This is a genomic window from Arthrobacter sp. StoSoilB13 (assembly GCF_019977255.1).
Classification (GTDB): Bacteria; Actinomycetota; Actinomycetes; order Actinomycetales; family Micrococcaceae; genus Arthrobacter.
In genome coordinates this window covers 771,914-790,499 of record NZ_AP024647.1, presented here as the reverse complement: position 1 = coordinate 790,499, position 18,586 = coordinate 771,914, and the positions used below count along the sequence as shown (strand labels likewise).

The 18,586-nt window shown below is 61.5% G+C and carries 18 protein-coding genes and 5 pseudogenes; 9 read left to right on the top strand and 14 right to left on the bottom strand.

From position 1 onward, the window contains the following. Window positions 1-19 precede the first annotated feature (19 nt). From LDP01_RS03720 to LDP01_RS03705, 4 genes and pseudogenes are all read right to left on the bottom strand, one after another. Window positions 20-496: a sugar ABC transporter ATP-binding protein gene (locus tag LDP01_RS03720; RefSeq protein WP_224090268.1), complete on the bottom strand. Its 477-nt coding sequence runs from the start codon at window positions 494-496 to the stop codon at window positions 20-22. Continuing rightward, the gene (locus LDP01_RS03715; RefSeq protein WP_224090266.1) at window positions 474-1,523 is read right to left on the bottom strand and encodes an ATP-binding cassette domain-containing protein; all 1,050 of its coding nucleotides are present in this window, start codon (window positions 1,521-1,523) and stop codon (window positions 474-476) included. Before LDP01_RS03715 ends, LDP01_RS03720 begins: the two co-directional genes overlap by 23 nt. 288 nt (window positions 1,524-1,811) lie before the next feature. Then, window positions 1,812-2,566 (bottom strand): annotated as a pseudogene (locus LDP01_RS03710) (SDR family NAD(P)-dependent oxidoreductase). 125 nt (window positions 2,567-2,691) lie between these two features. Continuing rightward, a pseudogene (locus LDP01_RS03705) lies at window positions 2,692-3,418 on the bottom strand (beta-ketoacyl-ACP reductase). 153 nt (window positions 3,419-3,571) lie between these two features. Between LDP01_RS03705 and LDP01_RS03700 the strand changes: the two are divergent. From LDP01_RS03700 to LDP01_RS03685, 4 genes are read left to right on the top strand one after another with little or no spacing between them, the layout of a single operon-like run. After that, window positions 3,572-4,072, top strand: a complete 501-nt coding sequence (locus tag LDP01_RS03700) for a DUF3099 domain-containing protein (protein ID WP_224091017.1) — start codon at window positions 3,572-3,574, stop codon at window positions 4,070-4,072. Beyond that, window positions 4,069-4,344, top strand: coding sequence for a hypothetical protein (locus LDP01_RS03695; RefSeq protein ID WP_224090264.1), 276 nt, complete (start codon window positions 4,069-4,071; stop codon window positions 4,342-4,344). Before LDP01_RS03700 ends, LDP01_RS03695 begins: the two co-directional genes overlap by 4 nt. Further along, window positions 4,345-5,217: an SURF1 family cytochrome oxidase biogenesis protein gene (locus LDP01_RS03690; protein WP_224090260.1), complete on the top strand. Its 873-nt coding sequence runs from the start codon at window positions 4,345-4,347 to the stop codon at window positions 5,215-5,217. Further along, window positions 5,201-5,686, top strand: coding sequence for a YbaK/EbsC family protein (locus LDP01_RS03685; protein WP_224090258.1), 486 nt, complete (start codon window positions 5,201-5,203; stop codon window positions 5,684-5,686). The genes LDP01_RS03690 and LDP01_RS03685 overlap by 17 nt, the downstream gene beginning before the upstream one ends. Window positions 5,687-5,720: 34 nt before the next feature. On the opposite strand, the gene LDP01_RS03680 is transcribed toward LDP01_RS03685, so the two are convergent. Further along, window positions 5,721-7,319 (bottom strand): ABC-F family ATP-binding cassette domain-containing protein, encoded by a 1,599-nt coding sequence (locus LDP01_RS03680; RefSeq protein WP_224090256.1) that lies wholly within the window; start codon window positions 7,317-7,319, stop codon window positions 5,721-5,723. A 277-nt stretch (window positions 7,320-7,596) separates the two neighbouring features. Between LDP01_RS03680 and LDP01_RS03675 the strand changes: the two genes are divergently transcribed. Genes LDP01_RS03675 through LDP01_RS03665 form a run of 3 tightly spaced genes read left to right on the top strand, consistent with a single transcriptional unit; the run spans window position 7,597 to window position 9,637 of the window. Beyond that, the gene (locus LDP01_RS03675; RefSeq protein WP_224090254.1) at window positions 7,597-8,211 is read left to right on the top strand and encodes a biotin transporter BioY; all 615 of its coding nucleotides are present in this window, start codon (window positions 7,597-7,599) and stop codon (window positions 8,209-8,211) included. 33 nt (window positions 8,212-8,244) lie between these two features. Continuing rightward, window positions 8,245-8,997: an energy-coupling factor ABC transporter ATP-binding protein gene (locus tag LDP01_RS03670; protein ID WP_224090252.1), complete on the top strand. Its 753-nt coding sequence runs from the start codon at window positions 8,245-8,247 to the stop codon at window positions 8,995-8,997. 10 nt (window positions 8,998-9,007) lie between these two features. Beyond that, the gene (locus tag LDP01_RS03665) at window positions 9,008-9,637 is read left to right on the top strand and encodes an energy-coupling factor transporter transmembrane component T family protein (protein WP_224090250.1); all 630 of its coding nucleotides are present in this window, start codon (window positions 9,008-9,010) and stop codon (window positions 9,635-9,637) included. A 57-nt stretch (window positions 9,638-9,694) separates the two neighbouring features. On the opposite strand, the pseudogene LDP01_RS03660 reads toward LDP01_RS03665, so the two are convergent. From LDP01_RS03660 to LDP01_RS23910, 3 genes and pseudogenes are all read right to left on the bottom strand, one after another. Then, window positions 9,695-10,878, bottom strand: a pseudogene (locus LDP01_RS03660) (thiolase family protein). 28 nt (window positions 10,879-10,906) lie between these two features. Then, window positions 10,907-11,233 (bottom strand): AMP-binding enzyme, encoded by a 327-nt coding sequence (locus LDP01_RS23915; RefSeq protein WP_224091014.1) that lies wholly within the window; start codon window positions 11,231-11,233, stop codon window positions 10,907-10,909. 168 nt (window positions 11,234-11,401) lie between these two features. After that, window positions 11,402-11,939: pseudogene (locus LDP01_RS23910) on the bottom strand (AMP-binding protein); the annotation flags it as partial. Between LDP01_RS23910 and LDP01_RS23905 the strand changes: the two are divergent. Continuing rightward, on the top strand, window positions 11,923-12,279 hold the full coding sequence (locus LDP01_RS23905) for a hypothetical protein (RefSeq protein WP_224091207.1): 357 nt from the start codon (window positions 11,923-11,925) through the stop codon (window positions 12,277-12,279). The pseudogene LDP01_RS23910 and the gene LDP01_RS23905 sit on opposite strands and share 17 nt — an antisense overlap. 81 nt (window positions 12,280-12,360) lie before the next feature. Next, window positions 12,361-13,260 carry a KPN_02809 family neutral zinc metallopeptidase gene (gene ypfJ / locus LDP01_RS03640; protein ID WP_224090248.1) on the top strand — a complete coding sequence of 300 codons (900 nt, stop codon included), beginning with the start codon at window positions 12,361-12,363 and terminating at the stop codon, window positions 13,258-13,260. 90 nt (window positions 13,261-13,350) lie between these two features. On the opposite strand, the gene LDP01_RS03635 is transcribed toward ypfJ, so the two are convergent. The 6 genes and pseudogenes from LDP01_RS03635 to LDP01_RS03610 all read right to left on the bottom strand — a co-directional run bounded on the left by LDP01_RS03635 (window position 13,351) and on the right by LDP01_RS03610 (window position 18,503). Continuing rightward, window positions 13,351-13,683: a metal-sulfur cluster assembly factor gene (locus tag LDP01_RS03635; RefSeq protein WP_021470428.1), complete on the bottom strand. Its 333-nt coding sequence runs from the start codon at window positions 13,681-13,683 to the stop codon at window positions 13,351-13,353. 13 nt (window positions 13,684-13,696) lie between these two features. Continuing rightward, window positions 13,697-14,482: a Fe-S cluster assembly ATPase SufC gene (gene sufC / locus LDP01_RS03630; protein WP_224090246.1), complete on the bottom strand. Its 786-nt coding sequence runs from the start codon at window positions 14,480-14,482 to the stop codon at window positions 13,697-13,699. Between the two features lie 44 nt (window positions 14,483-14,526). Further along, window positions 14,527-14,883: a non-heme iron oxygenase ferredoxin subunit gene (locus tag LDP01_RS03625; RefSeq protein WP_216925772.1), complete on the bottom strand. Its 357-nt coding sequence runs from the start codon at window positions 14,881-14,883 to the stop codon at window positions 14,527-14,529. Between the two features lie 18 nt (window positions 14,884-14,901). Next, window positions 14,902-16,216 (bottom strand): annotated as a pseudogene (sufD, locus tag LDP01_RS03620) (Fe-S cluster assembly protein SufD). Between the two features lie 2 nt (window positions 16,217-16,218). After that, window positions 16,219-17,682 carry a Fe-S cluster assembly protein SufB gene (sufB, locus tag LDP01_RS03615; RefSeq protein ID WP_223932865.1) on the bottom strand — a complete coding sequence of 488 codons (1,464 nt, stop codon included), beginning with the start codon at window positions 17,680-17,682 and terminating at the stop codon, window positions 16,219-16,221. Continuing rightward, the gene (locus LDP01_RS03610; protein ID WP_396133434.1) at window positions 17,682-18,503 is read right to left on the bottom strand and encodes a helix-turn-helix transcriptional regulator; all 822 of its coding nucleotides are present in this window, start codon (window positions 18,501-18,503) and stop codon (window positions 17,682-17,684) included. Before LDP01_RS03610 ends, sufB begins: the two co-directional genes overlap by 1 nt. Window positions 18,504-18,586: the final 83 nt, after the last annotated feature.

Below are 18,586 nucleotides of genomic sequence, written 5' to 3'. Positions count from 1 at the left end.
CGTCAGGAAGAGAGGGCCGTCAACTCTTCACCCGGCGGGCTTCCCCACTGCCGGAAGTGAACTTCTCGCCCAGCATATGGTGCACCAAGGCGTCTTCGTTGGTATTGGCATTGGCCTCGATGGCCACCATTTCGCCGTTGCGCATCACGCCAATCCGATGGCACCAGCTGACCAGTTCCGACAAATCCGACGACAAGAGGATGATCGCAACCCCCGTGCGGCTGAGCTCCTGGAGCATCCTGTACACGGTCTCTTTGGCCCCAACATCTATACCGCGGCTGGGGTGGCTAAGAATCAACACATCGCAGTCACTGGTCATCCATTTGGCAAGCTGCACCTTCTGGCGATCGCCGCCCGAAAGAGTGGTGATGGCGCCATGAATGTTCGTCGTGTTGATGCGCATGCGGCGAACCAGTTCGATCACGCCACGAAGCTGGGTGATCTCATCCTGCAAATTCGCGCCCGCAGCATCGTCAGTACGCTGGAGGGCCTTCAACGATTCCGCTTGCTGATTCCAGGGTGTCTGCGGTGTCTGACAAGTAACCGATCTTCAAACGCAGGGCATCCTGCAGCCCCTGGATCTGTACAGGTTTCCCTTGTATGAAAATCTGGCCCGAGGTACTCGGGTGGATACCTACCAGCGCTTCGAGCAATTGATAAATGCCTGAGCGATGTGTTCCGGCCAAACCGAAAATCTCACCCTTGGACACGCTGAAGGAAATATCGCGGATACTGTCTTCGACAGTGAGCTCCACCACCCGAATGGCCTCATCTCCGGGTGCCGGATCCGTGGGCCTGGAGTTGTTGGCCAGCTCGTGCTGAAGCAAGAGGAAGGCGAGCTCGTCGACGTCGGTCCGGCTGGCTTCCAGGATTTTGTGGACCCTTCCATCCCGCATGACGGCGATGCGGTGGGCTATGGACCGGACCTCATCAAGGCGGTGGGTGATGTAGATGATGGCACGTCCCTGCCCGACCAGCATCCGCAGGACTTGATGCAGGACGGCGACGTCATGATCCGGCAGCGACGCAGCAACCTCGTCCATGATCACGAGTTGGGCTTCCTCGGCAACCATTCTCAGAACTTCCACGAGGGTCTGCTCGGCACGAATCAAAGTGCCCACCTTCACGTCGGGATCCAAGGTGATTCCGATGTCCTGAATGAGTTTGATTGCTTGACCCCGGAGTTCATCATGGGATCGATTGGCTTGAAACGTTCCCCGGAAAATTGCCTCGGCGACGGTCAGGTCAGAGTCGAGCCGGAAGTTCTGCGGGATGAGGCCTACGCCGCAAGCCTGGGATTCCTCCATCGAATCCGGTCCATATTTCTCGCCAGCCAGCATGATGTGCCCGCCATCGTGCTTATGGGAGCCAGCCAATACGCCCATGAGGGTGGTTTTGCCGGCGCCGTTGGTCCCGATTAATCCCAGGATCTCGCCGCGGTGGAGTGAAAGTCCAACACCTTTGAGGATGCGCCTTTGATCGTAGGACGCGTGAATATCATCAGCATGCAGTAACAGGTCCAAAGATGCTCCTAGTTCACAGTAGTGGGTTCGACCCTGGACACTGCCATAAAGTTCCTGCCTTGGCCTAATACAGTTTGCTTACCTTAGGGACGATGACGCCTTGGAGATTCAATCAGATCGATTCCGTAAATGCAAAAGCTCGAACTTGAAACAACTAATCGAATTTCGTGTCGCAGAAAGCTGAACAATTTATGAAATTGTCATCCCCCACCTTTGGTTGCCATTTGAACGGTTAAACAGTTGTGGCCCGGACGCGTGTCCGGGCCACAACAAATTTTGGCAGGATGCCTACTCGGCGGATTTGCCGAAGTAGTCTGCTCCACCCACGTATTCAGTGTGGCCGGATTCGACGTCGGCCGTCACCATCTTGGCGACCTCGGCCGCAAATTCTTCAACCGAGTACAACTTGCCGGCTTCTGCACGGCGGGCTTCGATGGCGCCCGGGTTGGAGCGGTCAAGCAAGGTGGCCGTGACGGTGCCCTCGATCATGTCACCGGAAACAACCACCAGCGAGATGCCTTTGGCGGCGAGGTCGGGCAGGAGTGCACGCAGGGCGTCCTCGCCGGGCCCCGCTTGCTCTTTGCCACCGGCTCGTATTCAGGCATTGTGGGGACGGTCTCCACGAAATGCGCCTGGTGGCTGGTCACGAAGACGACGCGCGAACCTTCGCGCATGAGGGGAACAGCCGCATTGAGCATGTTGATCTGGGCATCGCGGTTGAGTTTGAGGGCGTAACCCTCCTCCATTCCGGACTCCATGCCTCCGGAAGCATTCAGGACCAGGACATCCAGCGAACCGAACTGTTCCATGGCGGTGCTGGCAAGCGCGTGTACGCCTTCATCGGTAGTGAGGTCTGCGCCGACAGCCGCAGCGCGGCCGCCCGCTGCCTGGATTTCAGCAACTACCTTGTTGGCGCGCGGTGCCTTCTGACGGTAGTTGACGACGACGGCGGCACCCTCGCCCGCGAGGATCTTGGCGACTTCAGCACCGATACCACGGGAAGATCCCGTGACGATCGCGGTCTTGTTATCCAGCATTCCCATTCGTGCTCCTTTTGTTCACTTCAGCTAAAAATGTGCGGGCCTGGGTTCCATCATGCCAGTGGTGGGCTCGAACGCCTTTGTCGGGTCGCGACAAAAACTGGCTGATGGCCTCAGAGCGTGCCGCTTTAGTGGCCCATCCCGAGGCCGCCGTCAACCGGAATCACAGCGCCTGAAATGTAGGCGGCCTCATCGCTGGCTACCCAACGCACAACGTTGGCTACCTCGGAAGCCTCGGCGAAACGGCCCGCCGGCACGTTTGCCAGATACGACTTCTGGGTTTCCTCGGGTAGTTCTGCCGTCATGTCCGTATTGATGAATCCGGGAGCTACCACGTTGGCCGTGATGCCCCGGCTGCCCAGTTCGCGGGTCAGCGAGCGTGCGATGCCCACCATGCCCGCCTTCGATGCGGAGTAGTTGATCTGGCCCGGAGCTCCATACAGGGCCGGACACCGATGAGATGAGGACTACGCGGCCCTTGCGGAGCCGGATCATGCCCTTGGAAGCACGCTTAATGACGCGGAACGCTCCGGTGAGGTTCGTGTCCAGCACAGAGGTGAAGTCGTCCTCACTCATGCGCAGGAGCAGCGTGTCCTTGGTGATGCCAGCATTGGCAACCAGAACCTCCACGGGGCCGTGCGCTTCCTCTACTGTCTTGAAGGCGGCATCAATCGAGGCTTCGTCCGTGACGTCGGCTTTGACTCCCAGGATGCCTTCAGGCAGTTCTGATTCGCTTCGATAAGTCACTGCCACCTTGTCACCGTTTGCAAGGAAGGACTCGGCAATGGCCAGACCGATGCCCCTGTTGCCGCCGGTAATGAGGACGCTGCGGCCGGTGGATACTGCTTCAGACATACTTTCGCTCCAGGTTCTGCGGCATGGGTGTGCTGCGGTGAAGAGGGGATTTCCTGCCTCGATCTTATCGGGCACCTGCTCCAACCCGCGGGTAACCGGCCCGTCCCGCGGTTTGGGCGGCTACCGCCTTGGTGAGAGAATTGAGTGAAGCCTTTGGAGCGTGATGATTCAGCTGTGACACGAGAAAACAGTCCCCTGCAGCAGGTGCCCGGGGATCCGGACGCTGTCTCCGGCGACCCCGAAGTCCACAGCATCACCGATGCCGCTGCTGCCCACTCGGAAGACATGCGGGAACGCATGATCAAGTACGCAGTGGCCATGGGTATTCGCATGGTCTGCATCATCCTGATCTTCGTGGTGGACGGCTGGTTCAAGATCATCGCCGTGGCCGGCGCCGTGTTCCTTCCCTGGATAGCCGTTGTCATCGCGAACGGTAGCGATAAAGCCGAGGACCACAGCGATTCCCTCCTGGATTATGTGGCAGCAGCGGAAATCGAGGGCTCGCCCCAGTCCACCTACGACGAATCGACAGACAACATCACTGTGCTCAAAGGCGAACTGGTAGACGACGAGCCAGCAGGTCAGGGAACAGAGCCTGACGCGACCCAGACACCCAAGACCGGGGATGCCGGCAACGAACGGGCGGCTTCATGAACATCTTCAACCTTGGCGGCACCGGTTTGGGCAGCCAGGAGTCCGATCGCGCCACTGGCCCTGCCCTCTGCTCCCGCAAGGGGTGCCGGGAGGGCGCAGCCTGGCAACTCCTGTGGAACAACCCGCGCATCCACACCCCTGACCGGCGGAAGGTTTGGCTTTCGTGCGACGAGCACCGCGATTGGCTTGAGGACTACCTTCAAACCCGGGGCCTCTGGAAAGAGACCATCCCTTTCGAGGCAGATGACGCTGCCGTTGGCGAGGCCCGCTGAATGTATCGGTTCCTGTTCTCCAGCAAGTGGCTGGGTTACTTCGTTCTGGCCGTTATCTTCGCCACAGCATGCGTGTTCCTCGGCCGTTGGCAGATGGATCGGCGGGCGGAGACGCTGGCTGAGATCAACCGCGTAGTCAGCAATTACTCCGCGACGCCAGTCCCCTTCGCTGACATCAAAGACCAGTTCCACACCTTGGACCCTGAGCGCGAATGGACCCAGGTAGAGCTGCGGGGTAGCTATGACCTAAACGGCCAGCGCGTTGTACGGAACCGTCCATTGAATGGGCAGCCAGGTTACGACGTCGTGGTTCCTTTCCGCCTCAGCACCGGCGAAGCGGTGGTTATCGACCGCGGCTGGTTGCCAATTGGCAACAACACTCCCGGCCGTCCCGACGTCGTTCCGGCCCCTCCCGTGGGTGAGGTCACCGTGGTTGCCCGCCTCAAGCCAACGGAACCGAAGCTGGACCGTGGTGCGGTGGACGGACAGCTGCCATCCATTGACCTTGCCGGCTTCGCGAGCGAACTCCCCTATCCCATCGCGACGGGCGCCTATGGGCAGCTGGCCAGCGAGGACCCCGCAGTCCAGCCCATGCCAACGCCCTTCCCCAAACCAGCCACGGAGGAGGGCACGCACCTCTCCTACTCCCTGCAGTGGTTTGCCTTCGGCGTCCTGATGTTCATTGGCTTCGGTTACGCAGCCCGACAGCAGGCCCGTAACGCTGCCATCGACGCGGAAGAGGAAGAAGAAGGCGAGGACGAAGTCATTGCCGTCAGTAGCCCACCCAAGCGTCGTGCGCCCGCAAACCGAAAGAACAAGCGCCCCACGTCAGAAGAAGAGGAAGACGCAATCCTGGATGCCCAAGGTTACTGAAGCTATTCCGGACCCGGTGCTCAACGTGAAGTCGGCCCTCACGGCGGCCGGCGTTGAGGACACCGTCCGGATCTTCACGGACAAGGTGCCCACGGCCGCAGCGGCCGCCTCTGTCCTTGGATGCGAGGTTGCAGCCATCACCAACAGCCTGATTTTCGACCTCGACGGCAAACCCCTGCTGATCCTCGCCAGCGGAGCCGCGAGAGTAGACACAGCACTGGTGGCCAACCTGCTCGGCACCGGAAAGATCCGCCGGGCGAAGCCTGATTTCGTGCTCAAACACACCGGCCAGGAGGTGGGAGGTGTCGCCCCGGTAGGTCACCCCAACCACATCCGCACCATCCTGGATGTCTCGCTGAAGCAACACCCCGTCCTATGGGCCGGCGCCGGAGACCACAATTCAATGTTCTCCATCACTTACGACCAGCTGCAAAGGATAACGAACGCCGAGGCGTTGCAGGTCCGCTAGCGCGCCGCGAAGCGGACGCAGAAGTGAACGGTCCCTACGCCAGCGTGATCAGGTCCAGGTAGTCCTCGTTCCAGTGGTCTTCGACACCGTCCGGAAGCAGCACCACGCGCTCCGGGTTCAGGGCCGATACGGCGCCCTCATCGTGGCTGACCATGACGACAGCGCCACTGTAGTTCTTCAGTGCACCAAGGATTTCCGCGCGGCTGGCGGGGTCCAGGTTGTTGGTGGGCTCGTCGAGGAGCAGCACGTTGGCGCTGGAGGCCACGATGGTTGCAAGGGCTAGCCGGGTCTTCTCGCCACCTGACAAAACACCCGCCGGCTTTTCGACATCGTCACCCGAGAACAGGAACGAACCCAGAATGCCGCGGACTTCGGCGTCCTTCATGTCAGGTGCGGAGGAACGCATGTTTTCGAGGACGGTGCGATCGTGGTCCAGGGTTTCGTGTTCCTGGGCGTAGTAGCCCACCTTCAATCCGTGCCCCGGGATGATGTCGCCGGTATCCGGCTTGTCCACGCCTGCAAGCATTCGCAGGAGGGTGGTCTTGCCCGCGCCGTTGAGGCCAAGGATCACCACTTTGGAACCGCGATCGATCGCCAGGTCCACGTCAGTGAAAATCTCCAGGGAGCCGTAGGACTTGCTGAGACCTTCGGCAGTCAGCGGGGTCTTGCCGCAGGGTGACGGATCCGGGAAGCGCAGGGCGGCGACGCGATCGTTTTCACGAACGGCTTCCAAACCGCCAAGGAGACGCTCAGCACGCTTTGCCATGTTCTGTGCTGCGACGGCTTTCGTTGCCTTGGCGCGCATCTTGTTGGCCTGGTCGATGAGGACCTGGGCCTTCTTTTCCGCATTGGCCCGTTCGCGCTTTCGGGCCCTTTCATCCGTTTCGCGCTGCTGGAGATAGCGCTTCCAGCCCATGTTGTAGTAGTCGATCTGGGCTCTGTTCGCGTCAAGGTGGTAGACCTTGTTGACCGTGGCCTCCAACAATTCAACATCGTGGCTGATCACGATCAACCCACCCTGGTGGTCCTTGAGGAAGTCGCGCAGCCAGGTGATGGAGTCGGCGTCGAGGTGGTTGGTTGGTTCGTCAAGGAGCAGGGTTTCTGCCGAGGAATAGAGAATACGGGCGAGTTCCACGCGACGGCGCTGACCACCGGAGAGGGTCTTCAGCGGCTGGTTAAGGATGCGTTCCGGGAGCGCAAGGTTGGAGGAGATCGCGGCTGCCTCAGCTTCAGCGGCGTATCCGCCGCCAGCCAGGAACTCAGCTTCCAAGCGATCGTAGCGGTTCATGGCCTTGCGCTGGATGGCGTCATCCTCGCTGGCCATCTCAGCCTGCGCCTTCTTCAGTTTCCCTACCACCACGTCCAAGCCACGTGCAGAAAGGATGCGATCACGGGCGAGCTGTTCCATGTCCGGGGTGCGGGGATCCTGTGGCAGATAGCCGATCTCGCCGCTCCGGGTCACTTTGCCGCCCGCCGGGAGGCCTTCGCCCGCGAGGACGCGGGTCAAAGTGGTCTTGCCGGCGCCGTTGCGTCCAACAAGGCCGATTTTGTCGCCTTTGTCCACCCTGAAGTTGACCTTGTCCATGAGCAGGCGTGCGCCGGCGCGGAGTTCGAGTTCCTGGACGGTAATCAATTCGGGTGATGCCTTTCAATGGGGAACGCCTGCGTGACCGGTTGGCCCGGTAGTGCGGCGGGGACGGCTGTGAGAACAGCCTGTTCAAGTCTACCGGCACCATGCCCTCCCCCGGACCTCACATTGCCCGGTCGGCGCGTTGTGCCATCACCCACAGAATTTAGACCCACGGTTGTGGAGAGGCTCCAAAAAAGGCCGTTCCCAAGCTCCGTATCCTCACTGTTGGGGGAAATAAACGTCAACCTCGCACCCACAGCATTTCCTGATAGGACCCGTCATGAGCCAAACCACCTCCGCCTCTGTGGAACGCAACTCTTCGCGTAAGCGATGGACCGCCACGGACCTCGGCCTCATTGCCGTCTTCGCAGCCCTTGTGGCCGCATCCGCGATCGTTCCCGGCATTCCGGTTGGCGCCCTTGGCGTGCCGATCACCCTGGTGACCCTCACTGTGATGCTGAGCGGCCTGGTGCTTGGCCCCGGGCGGGGATTCGCCGCCGTCGGGCTTTATGTCCTCCTTGGGCTCGCCGGGCTGCCGATCTTCAGCGGCGGCCGCAGCGGACTGGGCATCCTCGCTACAGCTTCGGCAGGCTACATCATTGCCTTCCCCCTCGCGGCGGCCGCCACGGGCTATCTGGCCGCGCTGATTATCCGTAAGACGGTGCGGAACCGCTCCCTGCTCCTGTTTGCTGCAGCTATGGCCAGCAGCATCGTCCTCATCCACGGCCTGGGCGTCCTGGGCATGATGGTCAACGGCAAACTGGACTTCACCAAAGCCTTCATTGCCGATCTGGCGTTCTACCCCGGGGACATCCTCAAGAATGTCCTTGCAGTGATCATTGCTGTGGCTATTCACAAAGCCTTCCCCGATGTCCTGGTCCGCAGGGTCAAATAGCCTGCGGCACGCAAAGTCGGAAACAATACCTCTATGAACTCCATCAGCTTCAGCAGGGTCTCGGTTCGTGTGGCCATTGACGGCTCCAGCACGTCCAAGACCCTGCTGGAGGATGTTTCCTTGAGCCTTACGGAGCGGCGCATCGGCGTCATTGGGGCCAACGGTTCCGGAAAGTCCACACTGTTGCGGCTGGTGAACGGCCTGGTTGAGCCCAGCGACGGAACTGTTGAAGTCCACGGCGATGACACAGTCAAAGCTGTGCGCAGGGTTCGTGCGAACGTCGGCTTCGTCTTCACTGATCCCTTGTCGCAATTGGTGATGCCTACCGGGCGGGAAGACGTTGAACTCTCGCTCCGCCGCACCATCAAGAACACGCGCGAACGCGCCACACGCGCGGAGGCGGTTCTTGACCGGTTTGGCCTGCTGCCCCTGGCGGACCAGAGCATTTATGAGCTCTCCGGTGGCGAGCGTCAGTTGCTGGCCCTGGCTGCGGTCCTCGCCGTCGACCCCAAAGTGCTGGTCCTCGATGAGCCCTCCACCTTGCTTGATCTGCGTAACCGCGAACTCCTTCGCCGCACGGTGGCGGCCTTGGACCAGCAAGTGATGATGTCCACGCACGACCTCGACCTCGCCCTGGATATGGACCGCGTCCTGGTGGTGGACTCAGGGCGCATCATTTTCGACGGCGGGCCGGCCGAAGGCGTCGCACGGTACCGGGAGCTGTGCGCAACTGCCCTCGACGAGGTCCCGGGCTTTGGCGAACGTCCGGGGAGAGGCCAGTCATGAGGTGCCGGTTATGAGGGGCCATGGCTTCCTGATCGCAAACTTTGTGCCGGGAAACTCGCTCATCCACCAGATCCCGTTGTGGCTGAAGTTCCTCGTAGTGGCTGCCTGCGGAACGGCGTCCTTCCTGATCGTCGACTGGGCGGTGTCGCTGGTGGTCTTCGCCCTGATGTGCGGCTTGTTCCTGCTCAGCGGGGCCGGTTTGCGCCGACTGATGCGTGCCATATGGACGGTTACGCCCATCCTTGTGGTGATCGGCTTGTTTCAATGGTGGCAATTGGGTGCCCCCACGGCTGCACGCATTGTCCTGAACGTCCTGGTGTGCGTCGTCGCCGCCTCGGTTCTAACTGCCACGACACCCGTGCAGGACCTCTTGGACGGCGTTGTCTCCCTCGCCAAACCGTTCCAGCGCTTCGGTGCCGATCCCGAGCGTTTCGCGCTGACCATCGCCGTGATGCTCAGGAGCATCCCGTTCATTGCGGGAGCCTTTTCGGACGTCAGGGATGCGGCCCGCGCCCGCGGACTTGAACGCAATCCAAGGGCACTGATACTCCCCGTCTTTATCTCGACGGTCGCTTATGCGCGGCAGACCGGCGACGCTTTGGCCGCCCGGGGACTCGGGGAACCGAACGAGCCCAACTAGGTCGCAGCTGAGCGCGTTTTCACGGCTCTAAACGCGCTCTAATGCGACTCAGTTGGTTCAGAGCCGGGCGTAACGCAGGAGGGCTGCCGTGCCCATGCCCCCCGCGATGCTGATCATCGCCAAGGCCAGCGGTGCGAGTCCGGAGTTTTCGGACAGGCTGCGCGCCTGGGTGAACAGGCGCGTAACCAGGACAGCCCCCGAAGCGCCGTAGCCGTGGCCAAGCGCCAGCGCTCCGCCCTCTGCATTGGCCTTCCCGGGATCGATGCCCAGATGATCAAGGCAAGCGATGGCCTGCGAGGCAAAAGCTTCATTGAATTCGATGAGGTCAACGTCAGTGGCAGCAACGCGTTGCTGAGCCAACAACCGTTCCGCAGCATGCGCGGGCCCCCGATGCCGAGCAACTCCGGATGCACCCCCGTCGTTTCACAACCCAAAACCAGCAAGCCGTCAACCGCGCCCATCTCCCGGGCACGCTTCAGGGACGTTATAACGACGGCGGCAGCCGCGTCGGCATCGAAACATGAGTTGGCTGCCGTGACAGTTCCGTCAGGGACGAAAACTGCCGGGAACCGTGACATCAGCGGAGCGCGCAACGAACGCTTGGGGCCGTCGTCGGCCTCGACGAGCGTCCCGGCATTTTCCAGCGGCACGATTTCGCGTGCGAGCTTGCCCGCTGCAACAGCCTCAAGTGCCCGCCGATGGCTGCGGAGTGCGTACTCATCCTGCCGCTCACGACTGATACCAAACGTGCGCGCCACATTTTCCGCAGCAACACCCATGTCGGGGTCACCAAACCCGGGTGGCACAAAGGTGGCCCGAGAGTAAAAGTCCAGGCCGCCGTCGTCGGTCCTGTTGGCCCGTGCTGGAGCGGTACTGATGCTTTCCACCCCGCCGGCCACATACAGCGGATCTCCACCGGCGCCAACCAGACGCGCAGCAAGTGCAATAGCATCCAAGCCGGAACCACACTGCCGATCAACCGTGAGCCCGGGCACGGTGATGGGCAGGCCGGCCTGCAGCGCAGCGAATCGCGCCACGTTTCCACCACCACCAACAGCATTGCCCACGATGACGTCGTTCACCCCTGCCGGATCAATGCCTGCCGACTCGACGAGGGAACGGATGACCGGCGCCAGGAGGTCCGGCGCCCGGAAGTGCTTCAGCTGCCCGTTGGCACGGCAGATCGGAGTCCGTAGCGCCGCTATGATGACCGGCTGGCGGGACTCGTCCACCTCCTGCATTGAAGGGCCGCTACCCAAGGGGACGCCGCTACCCAAGGGGACGCGCCCGGGCATCATGGTTTTTGATCCAGTCGAGTAGCACCATCCGGCTGACCTTACCGCGATCCGTGATGGGTAACTCGGACAGGACGTAGTACTGCAGTGGCCACTTGTCCCGTGCGAGAAGGCCATCAAGGCCGGTGCGGAGCTGCGTCGCCGTGACGGCACCGTAGGCGGGAACGACGCCGGCAATCACCTTTTGACCGCGGACGTCATCCGGAGCGCCGGCTGCTACCGCAACTTCGATGCCCGGAACGGAGGCGAGGGCGAGTTCGACCTCGTGCGGATACACGTTCTTCCCCGCAGTGATGATCATGTCCGAACGACGTCCCAGAATGTGCAGGGTCCCGTCGGCGAGATAGCCTTGGTCCCCCACGGTGTACCAGCCGTCCAAGCAGCGGAGGGCCTGGCCGTCGTCACCCCAGAGGTAGCCGTTGCTGACCATCCCACTGCGGACGCTGATGTTGCCGTGCTCCCCGTCCGGAAGGTTCCGGCCGGTGTCGTCCAGGATCCGCAATTCCACGCCAGGAAAAGGCCGGCCAATCCCCGTACCCCCGACGTCGAGGGGTTCCCCCGCAGCCAACCGTGTGCCGGAAACGAAGCTCAATTCGGAGGCCCCGTAGTATTCGAAGATGGCAGCATGCGGGGCCCAGCGGCGCGCCGCTTCCAACGTACGGCCATCGAGCTTGGAACCCGCGCAGACAATGCTGCGGATGCCGGAAGCATCCACGTCTCCAGCCAGGGCCCCGTTCACTCAGCAAACGAAGCATGGTCGGCGTAAGAACCAGCCTTGTGATGTTGTCATGGCTGATCGAAGCGTGGGCGTCACCCACGTCGAATGACTCCAGCGTGTGGAATGCGGAGCCCGCGTACAGGCACTCGGACAGGGCGTAGAGGTTCAAGCTGGAGGAGAGCGGACCTGCTGCCAGGGTCCGGTCGTCCTGCGAGAGCCCAAAGAACTCGATCGATGCCTCGAAGGAAACCTGCCAGGAACGGCGGGACCGCGTGAACGCCTTCGGCACCGAAGTGGTGCCGGAAGTAAGCCCAATCAGGAACGTCGTGGAGGGATCGCCGTCAGTGAGTTCGACGCCGGATGCGACGGAAGAGTCGACGATCCGGGACGTCACTTCCTCCACCATTGCTGCGGGCCACTGTGGGTCCAGCACAGCACAGCGGCGCTCTCCCGCCACCGCCGCCGCGAACTTGGCGATGAAGTCAGTGGAGTTGGGCTCGGCAAGCACCGTAGTGGCCATCGCATGGCCAAGCAGGCCCGCCGCGGCGTCGCGGAGCTCGGCCCAGTTGAGCCGGCTGCGCCCCACAACGACGGCGGTGTCGTGGGGACGCTCATCGGCCCAGAGCTGAATTTTGTCCAGGAAAGGCATCCCCGCAATTTTACGGCAGTGTTCTCCCTACGGCACCAACGGTGACGTCTATTCTGACTGTATGAGTTTCAATGACGGTGCGCAGCTTGACCCATCCCAGGTAGAAGACCGACGCGGCGGAGGCATGGGCCGTGGGACGAAGATAGGTGGCGGGATTGGTGGTGGCATCGTCGTGCTGCTTCTGGCCCTCTTCGGAATCAACCCCAACATCCTTGGTGACCTTACAGGCGGCGGAACGCAGCCGCCCGCCGTGGAAGGCGGGAGCGGCGGTGTGCAGGAGTGCCAGACGGGCGCTGACGCGGATAAACGACTCGACTGCCGGATCACAGGCACGGTCAACAGCCTTAATGCCTTCTGGCCGGAATACCTCGCCCAATACAACGTGCAGTACTCCCGGCCCGGAACGGTCATCTTCGACCAGGGAACCAATACGGGATGTGGCCCTGCCACCACGGCTGTAGGACCCTTCTATTGCCCGGCGGACACCAAGGCATACTTCGACCCCGGGTTCTTCGATGAGCTCGTGACCCGTTTCGGTTCATCAGGGGGTCCACTGGCGCAGGAGTATGTGGTGGCCCACGAATTCGGCCACCACATCCAAAACATCCTGGGCAACCTGGACCGGGCACAACAGGATCCCCAAGGACCACAATCCGGTGCAGTCCGTGTCGAACTGCAGGCGGACTGCTACGCCGGACTATGGGTTCGCCACGCCACCACCCAGAAGGACCCGGCAACGGGCAAGCCGTTCCTTGACCCCCTCACCGAGCAGGACCTGCAGGACGCGCTGTCCGCCGCGTCCGCCGTCGGCGATGACCGCATCCAGGAAGCCGCAACCGGACGGGTCTCGCCGGAATCATGGACGCATGGCTCAAGCGAACAGCGACAGAAGTGGTTCTACCAGGGGTACGCCACAGGCGACATCAACAAATGCGACACCTTTGGTGTTGCAGCACCGTAGCTGCTGGACTATCGGTTAAATGCAGAAATGGTTCCGGGCCAATTGGCCCGGAACCATTTCTATTTGCCCTTCAAAGGCGAAAACTGCTGATCAGATGTTGAAGCCGAGGGCCCGCATCTGGTCCTTGCCGTCGTCGGTGATCCGCTCAGGACCCCATGGCGGCATCCATACCCAGTTGAGGCGCCAGTCATCGACGATTCCGTCAAGGGACTTGCCCACCTGCTCCTCCAGGACGTCAGTCAGCGGGCAGGCCGCAGTGGTCAGCGTCATGTCGATGAGGAGTGCGCCGTCCTCGTCCGAGTACTTCAGGCCATAGAGGAGGCCCAAGTCAACGACATTGACACCGAGTTCCGGGTCAATGACGTCCTTGAGCGCTTCCTCGACGTCCTCGAGGCTGGTGCGCGCCGCGTTGATTTCGGTCATGGAACGATCCTAACTAGGCCTGTACGGCAGGAGCAACGGCAACGCCGGCGCCAGCGGCGTAGCGGTCGTAGCCTTCTTCTTCAAGGCGGTCAGCGAGCTCGGGGCCGCCCTCTTCAACGACCTTGCCGTCAACGAAGACGTGGACGAAGTCCGGCTTGATGTAGCGCAGGATGCGGGTGTAGTGGGTGATGAGCAGCGTGCCCATGTTGCCCTCTGCGTGTGCGCGGTTGACGCCTTCGGAAACTACCTTGAGGGCGTCGACGTCCAGGCCTGAGTCGGTCTCATCCAGAACCGCGAACTTCGGCTTGAAGAGCTCGAGCTGAAGGATCTCGACGCGCTTCTTCTCGCCACCGGAGAAGCCTTCGTTGACGTTGCGCTGTGCGAAGTCGGCGTCGATGCGCAGCTGCTGCATGGCAGCCTTGACGTCCTTGGTCCACGTGCGAAGGGCGGGTGCTTCGCCGTCGATCGCGGTCTTGGCGGTCCGCAGGAAGTTCGTCATGGTGACGCCGGGAACCTCAACCGGGTACTGCATGGCGAGGAAGACGCCTGCACGGGCGCGCTCGTCAACGCTCATTTCGAGAACGTTTTCGCCATCGAGGGTGATGGTGCCGCTGGTTACCGTGTAACGGGGGTGGCCGGCAATGGTGGAAGCGAGGGTGGACTTGCCCGAGCCGTTGGGGCCCATGATGGCGTGCGTTTCACCGGTCTTGATGGTGAGGCTGACGCCCTTCAGGATCTCCTTGGTGCCCTGCTCCGTCTCGATGCTGACGTGCAGGTCCTTGATCTCAAGAGTAGACATGCTCTTCTTTCTTTTCCGTTCGTAAGTCTGGTGATACCGGGCGCTCAGTAGTTATCTACCGAAGCACCGTTCACAACGTTGGTCACGTCCACGTAGACGTCGTCACCATCGATGGTGACGGCGAAAACGGGAACGGGGTCGTAGGCAGGCAGCTGGAGAGGCTGTCCGCTGCGGAGGTCGAACTGGGAACCGTGCCCCCAGCACTCAATCGCACAGCCGTCAATCTCGCCTTCGGACAACGAGATGTCCGCGTGCGAGCAGGTATCGCCGATGGCATGGATCTCACCCATCGAGTCCCTCACGATGGCTACGGGATAGTCATCGATCAGGACGCGCAGCGCCTGCTTGACCTGGATGTCATTGGCGTTGCATACCAGTTCGCCCTTGGTTTGTTCACTCATGGTTGCCTGCCTGGTCTGCTAGTTGTCGGTCGCGGCGAGTTCGCGCTCAACAGCTGCGGTCAGGCGTTCTTCGATTGCCGGGACGTTGATCTGCTGGATGATCTCGTTGAGGAAGCCTCGAACCACCAGGCGGCGGGCAACCTTTTCCGGAATGCCGCGCGCCATGAGGTAGAAGAGGTGCTCGTCGTCGAAACGGCCGGTGGCGCTGGCGTGGCCGGCACCCTCGATGAGTCCCGTCTCGATTTCCAGGTTCGGCACAGAGTCCGCACGTGCACCGTCCGTGAGGACCAGGTTGCGGTTGGCCTCATAGGTGTCGGTGCCTTCGGCTTCCTTACGGATCAGGACGTCGCCTACCCACACAGTGTGGGCGTTGCGGCCCCTGCAGCGCGCCCTTGTACAGCACACGCGACTTGCAGTTGGCCACTGCGTGGTCAACAAACAGGCGCTGCTCAAGGTGCTGACCGGCATCGGCGAAGTACAGGCCGAACATCTCGACGTCGGCACCAGGGGCCGTGAAACGGGTGGACGGCGTAACGCGAACAACATCGCCGCCGAGGCTGACCACAATGTGCTTGAACTTCGCGTCGCGGCCGATCTTGGCCTGCTGCGATGAAGCATGTACTGCTTTGTCGTCCCATTCCTGCAAGGACACGACAGTCAGTTCAGCGCCATCTTCTACGATGATTTCAACGTTCTCGGAAACGACCGCGGTGCCCTGGTGGTCCAACACAACAACAGCCTTGGAGAAACGCTCTGCCACAATCACGATGTGCTGGGCAGCCGGAGCCTCGCCGGATCCGGTGATCAGGACGGAAACTTCGCCCTCTGCCTGGAGCTCAGCCGGAACCGTGACAACGGTAGCCTCGGTGAAGTTCTCCCAACCGTTGGCGGACACGCGGTCTTCGGGAATTGCTGCCTGGCCGATCCGCTGATCCTCGCGGCCAACCGTTTCGACAACGACGCCGGAAGGTGCAGTCACGCTGACAGCGGGAGCTGCACCGTCAAGGACCTCGGTGTGGAGGCCGCGCAGGCGCTTCAGCGGTGTGAAACGCCAGTCTTCTTCAAGACCGGTCAGGGGCTTGAAGTCCTCCAGCTTGTAGGACGTGAGGCGTCCGGCGCGGGAGCTGTCCGGAATACCGACGCCGCCGCCATGCGAGTGGCTCTTTACCGATGCGCCGCCGAGCGGACCAGCAGCAGGCTGCTCCGACGTCGTGCTGGTGTTTGTTCCGGTGTTTACGGGCGAAAGGTTTTCGCCTTCCTCGGTGAAGCCGTCGATAAACGGCTGGGCCGAGGGCGCGCCGATGCGTGCCTTTTCAGTAGTGATATCAGTCATTGTTAACCGACGGACCCTTCCATCTGCAGTTCAATCAAGCGGTTCAGCTCAAGGGCATATTCCATGGGCAGTTCACGGGCGATCGGCTCAATGAAGCCGCGCACGATCATGGCCATGGCCTCGTCCTCAGGCATACCGCGGGACATCAGATAGAAGAGCTGCTCTTCGCTGACGCGGGAAACGGTGGCCTCGTGACCCATAACGACGTCGTCTTCACGGATGTCGATATACGGGTACGTGTCCGAGCGGGAAATGGTATCCACCAGAAGGGCGTCGCAACGGACCGTGTTGGCCGAGTGCTTTGCACCTTCGCGGACCTGGACCAAGCCGCGGTAAGCTGCACGGCCACCGCCGCGCGCCACGGACTTGGAAATGATGGAGCTCTTGGTGTTCGGTGCGATGTGCACCATCTTGGAGCCGGTGTCCTGGTGCTGGCCCTCGCCGGCAAAAGCGATGGACAGGGTTTCGCCCTTGGCGTGCTCGCCTACCAGGTAAACAGCCGGGTACTTCATGGTCACCTTGGAACCGATGTTGCCATCGATCCACTCCATGGTGGCGCCCTCTTCGCAGATGGCACGCTTGGTGACGAGGTTGTACACGTTGTTGGACCAGTTCTGGATGGTCGTGTAGCGGACGCGGGCGCCCTTCTTCACGATGATCTCCACAACGGCGGAGTGCAGGGAATCCGAGGTGTAGATCGGAGCCGTGCAACCCTCGATGTAGTGAACGTAGGAGTCCTCATCGGCGATGATCAGGGTGCGCTCGAACTGGCCCATGTTCTCCGTGTTGATACGGAAGTAAGCCTGGAGCGGGATGTCCACGTGCACGCCCTTGGGCACGTACACGAACGATCCACCGGACCATACTGCCGTGTTCAGGGAAGCGAACTTGTTGTCGCCCACGGGGATGATGGTGCCGAAGTACTCCTGGAAGATCTCCGGGTGTTCCCGCAGCGCGGTGTCCGTGTCCAGGAAGATAACACCCTGGGCCTCGAGGTCCTCGCGGATCTGGTGGTAGACAACTTCGGATTCGTACTGGGCAGCGACGCCGGAAACGAGCCGGCTGCGCTCAGCTTCCGGGATGCCGAGCTTTTCGTAGGTGTTCCGGATGTCTTCCGGCAGGTCTTCCCACGTGGCCGCCTGCTTCTCAGTGGAACGCACGAAGTACTTGATGTTGTCGAAGTCGATGCCCGAGAGGTCTGCGCCCCACGTAGGCATGGGCTTACGGTCAAAGTACTTCAGGCCCTTGAGGCGCAGATCGAGCATCCATTCGGGCTCGTTCTTCTTCGAGGAGATGTCGCGGACAACCTCCTCGTCGAGGCCACGACGGGCGTTTGCGCCTACGTCGTTCTTGTCGGCCCAGCCGTACTCGTAGTTTCCGATACCGTGCAGTTCGGGATTCTTCTCCAGAATCTCCGAGATCACAGTGCCGTCAGCTACCGCTTTCTCTGCTAGTTGGTCCGTCATCACGGCCTTTCTTGCTGGTTGTTTGATTCCTGGTACGGGTTCCCGGACTGCTCTGCGGTGCTGTGGGGCACCGTGGCAGCTGGTCGCCCGGTAGGTATATGGGTGGTGCAGACGTGCCCGCCTTGCGCCAGGGTTGAAAGACGCCGGACGTCGACGCCCACCAAGCGGGAAAAGACTTTGGTTTCGCTGTCACAAAAAACCGGGAATTCGGCTGCGAGCTGCTGGATGGGGCAATGTCCCTGGCACAGCTGGACACTGGAAAATTCTGCCGGCAGAGGGGCTTTGGCCTCAATGGAATGGGCAGAGGCTACGTAGCCGTCCCGGCTGAGGGCCTTGGACAAGGCCAAGGCGCGGGCGGCGATGTCCTGCCCGGCGGCCGCAACTTCGGGGGCATAGCGGCGCTCCATTTCAGAGAAGCGCTCTTCCGCATATTCGCGGACTGCATCCTCACCGGCAATTTCCTGGAGTCGACGGAGCGCGGAGCTGGCGATGTTCAAGTAGTCATCGCCAAGTTTGGATTGCCCTTGTGAACTCAGGACATAGCGCCGCGCAGGGCGTCCCGCACCGGCTCCAGCCTTGGCGACGCGCTTGACTTCGATAACGCCATTGCGCTCCAAGTGATCCAGATGCCGGCGGACTGCTGCAGGCGTGAAGCCAAGGAGGTCACCCAACTCGGCAGCACTCACGGGGCCGTGCTCCAACACGGCACCCAGTACGCGGTCCCTTGTGCGGTCTTCCGCGTCCGGCAGCGCAGACGAAGGCGCGAAGGCCTCCGCCGCTGCAGCATGCCGCCGTGAGGGCATGGAAATTGGACTGCTCATGGAATACACAACACAATCATGTCGTAATTTGTTTCATGCATCCAGTAAGGCAAGACTGACCTTAGTCACCCGCAAGGTGCGAC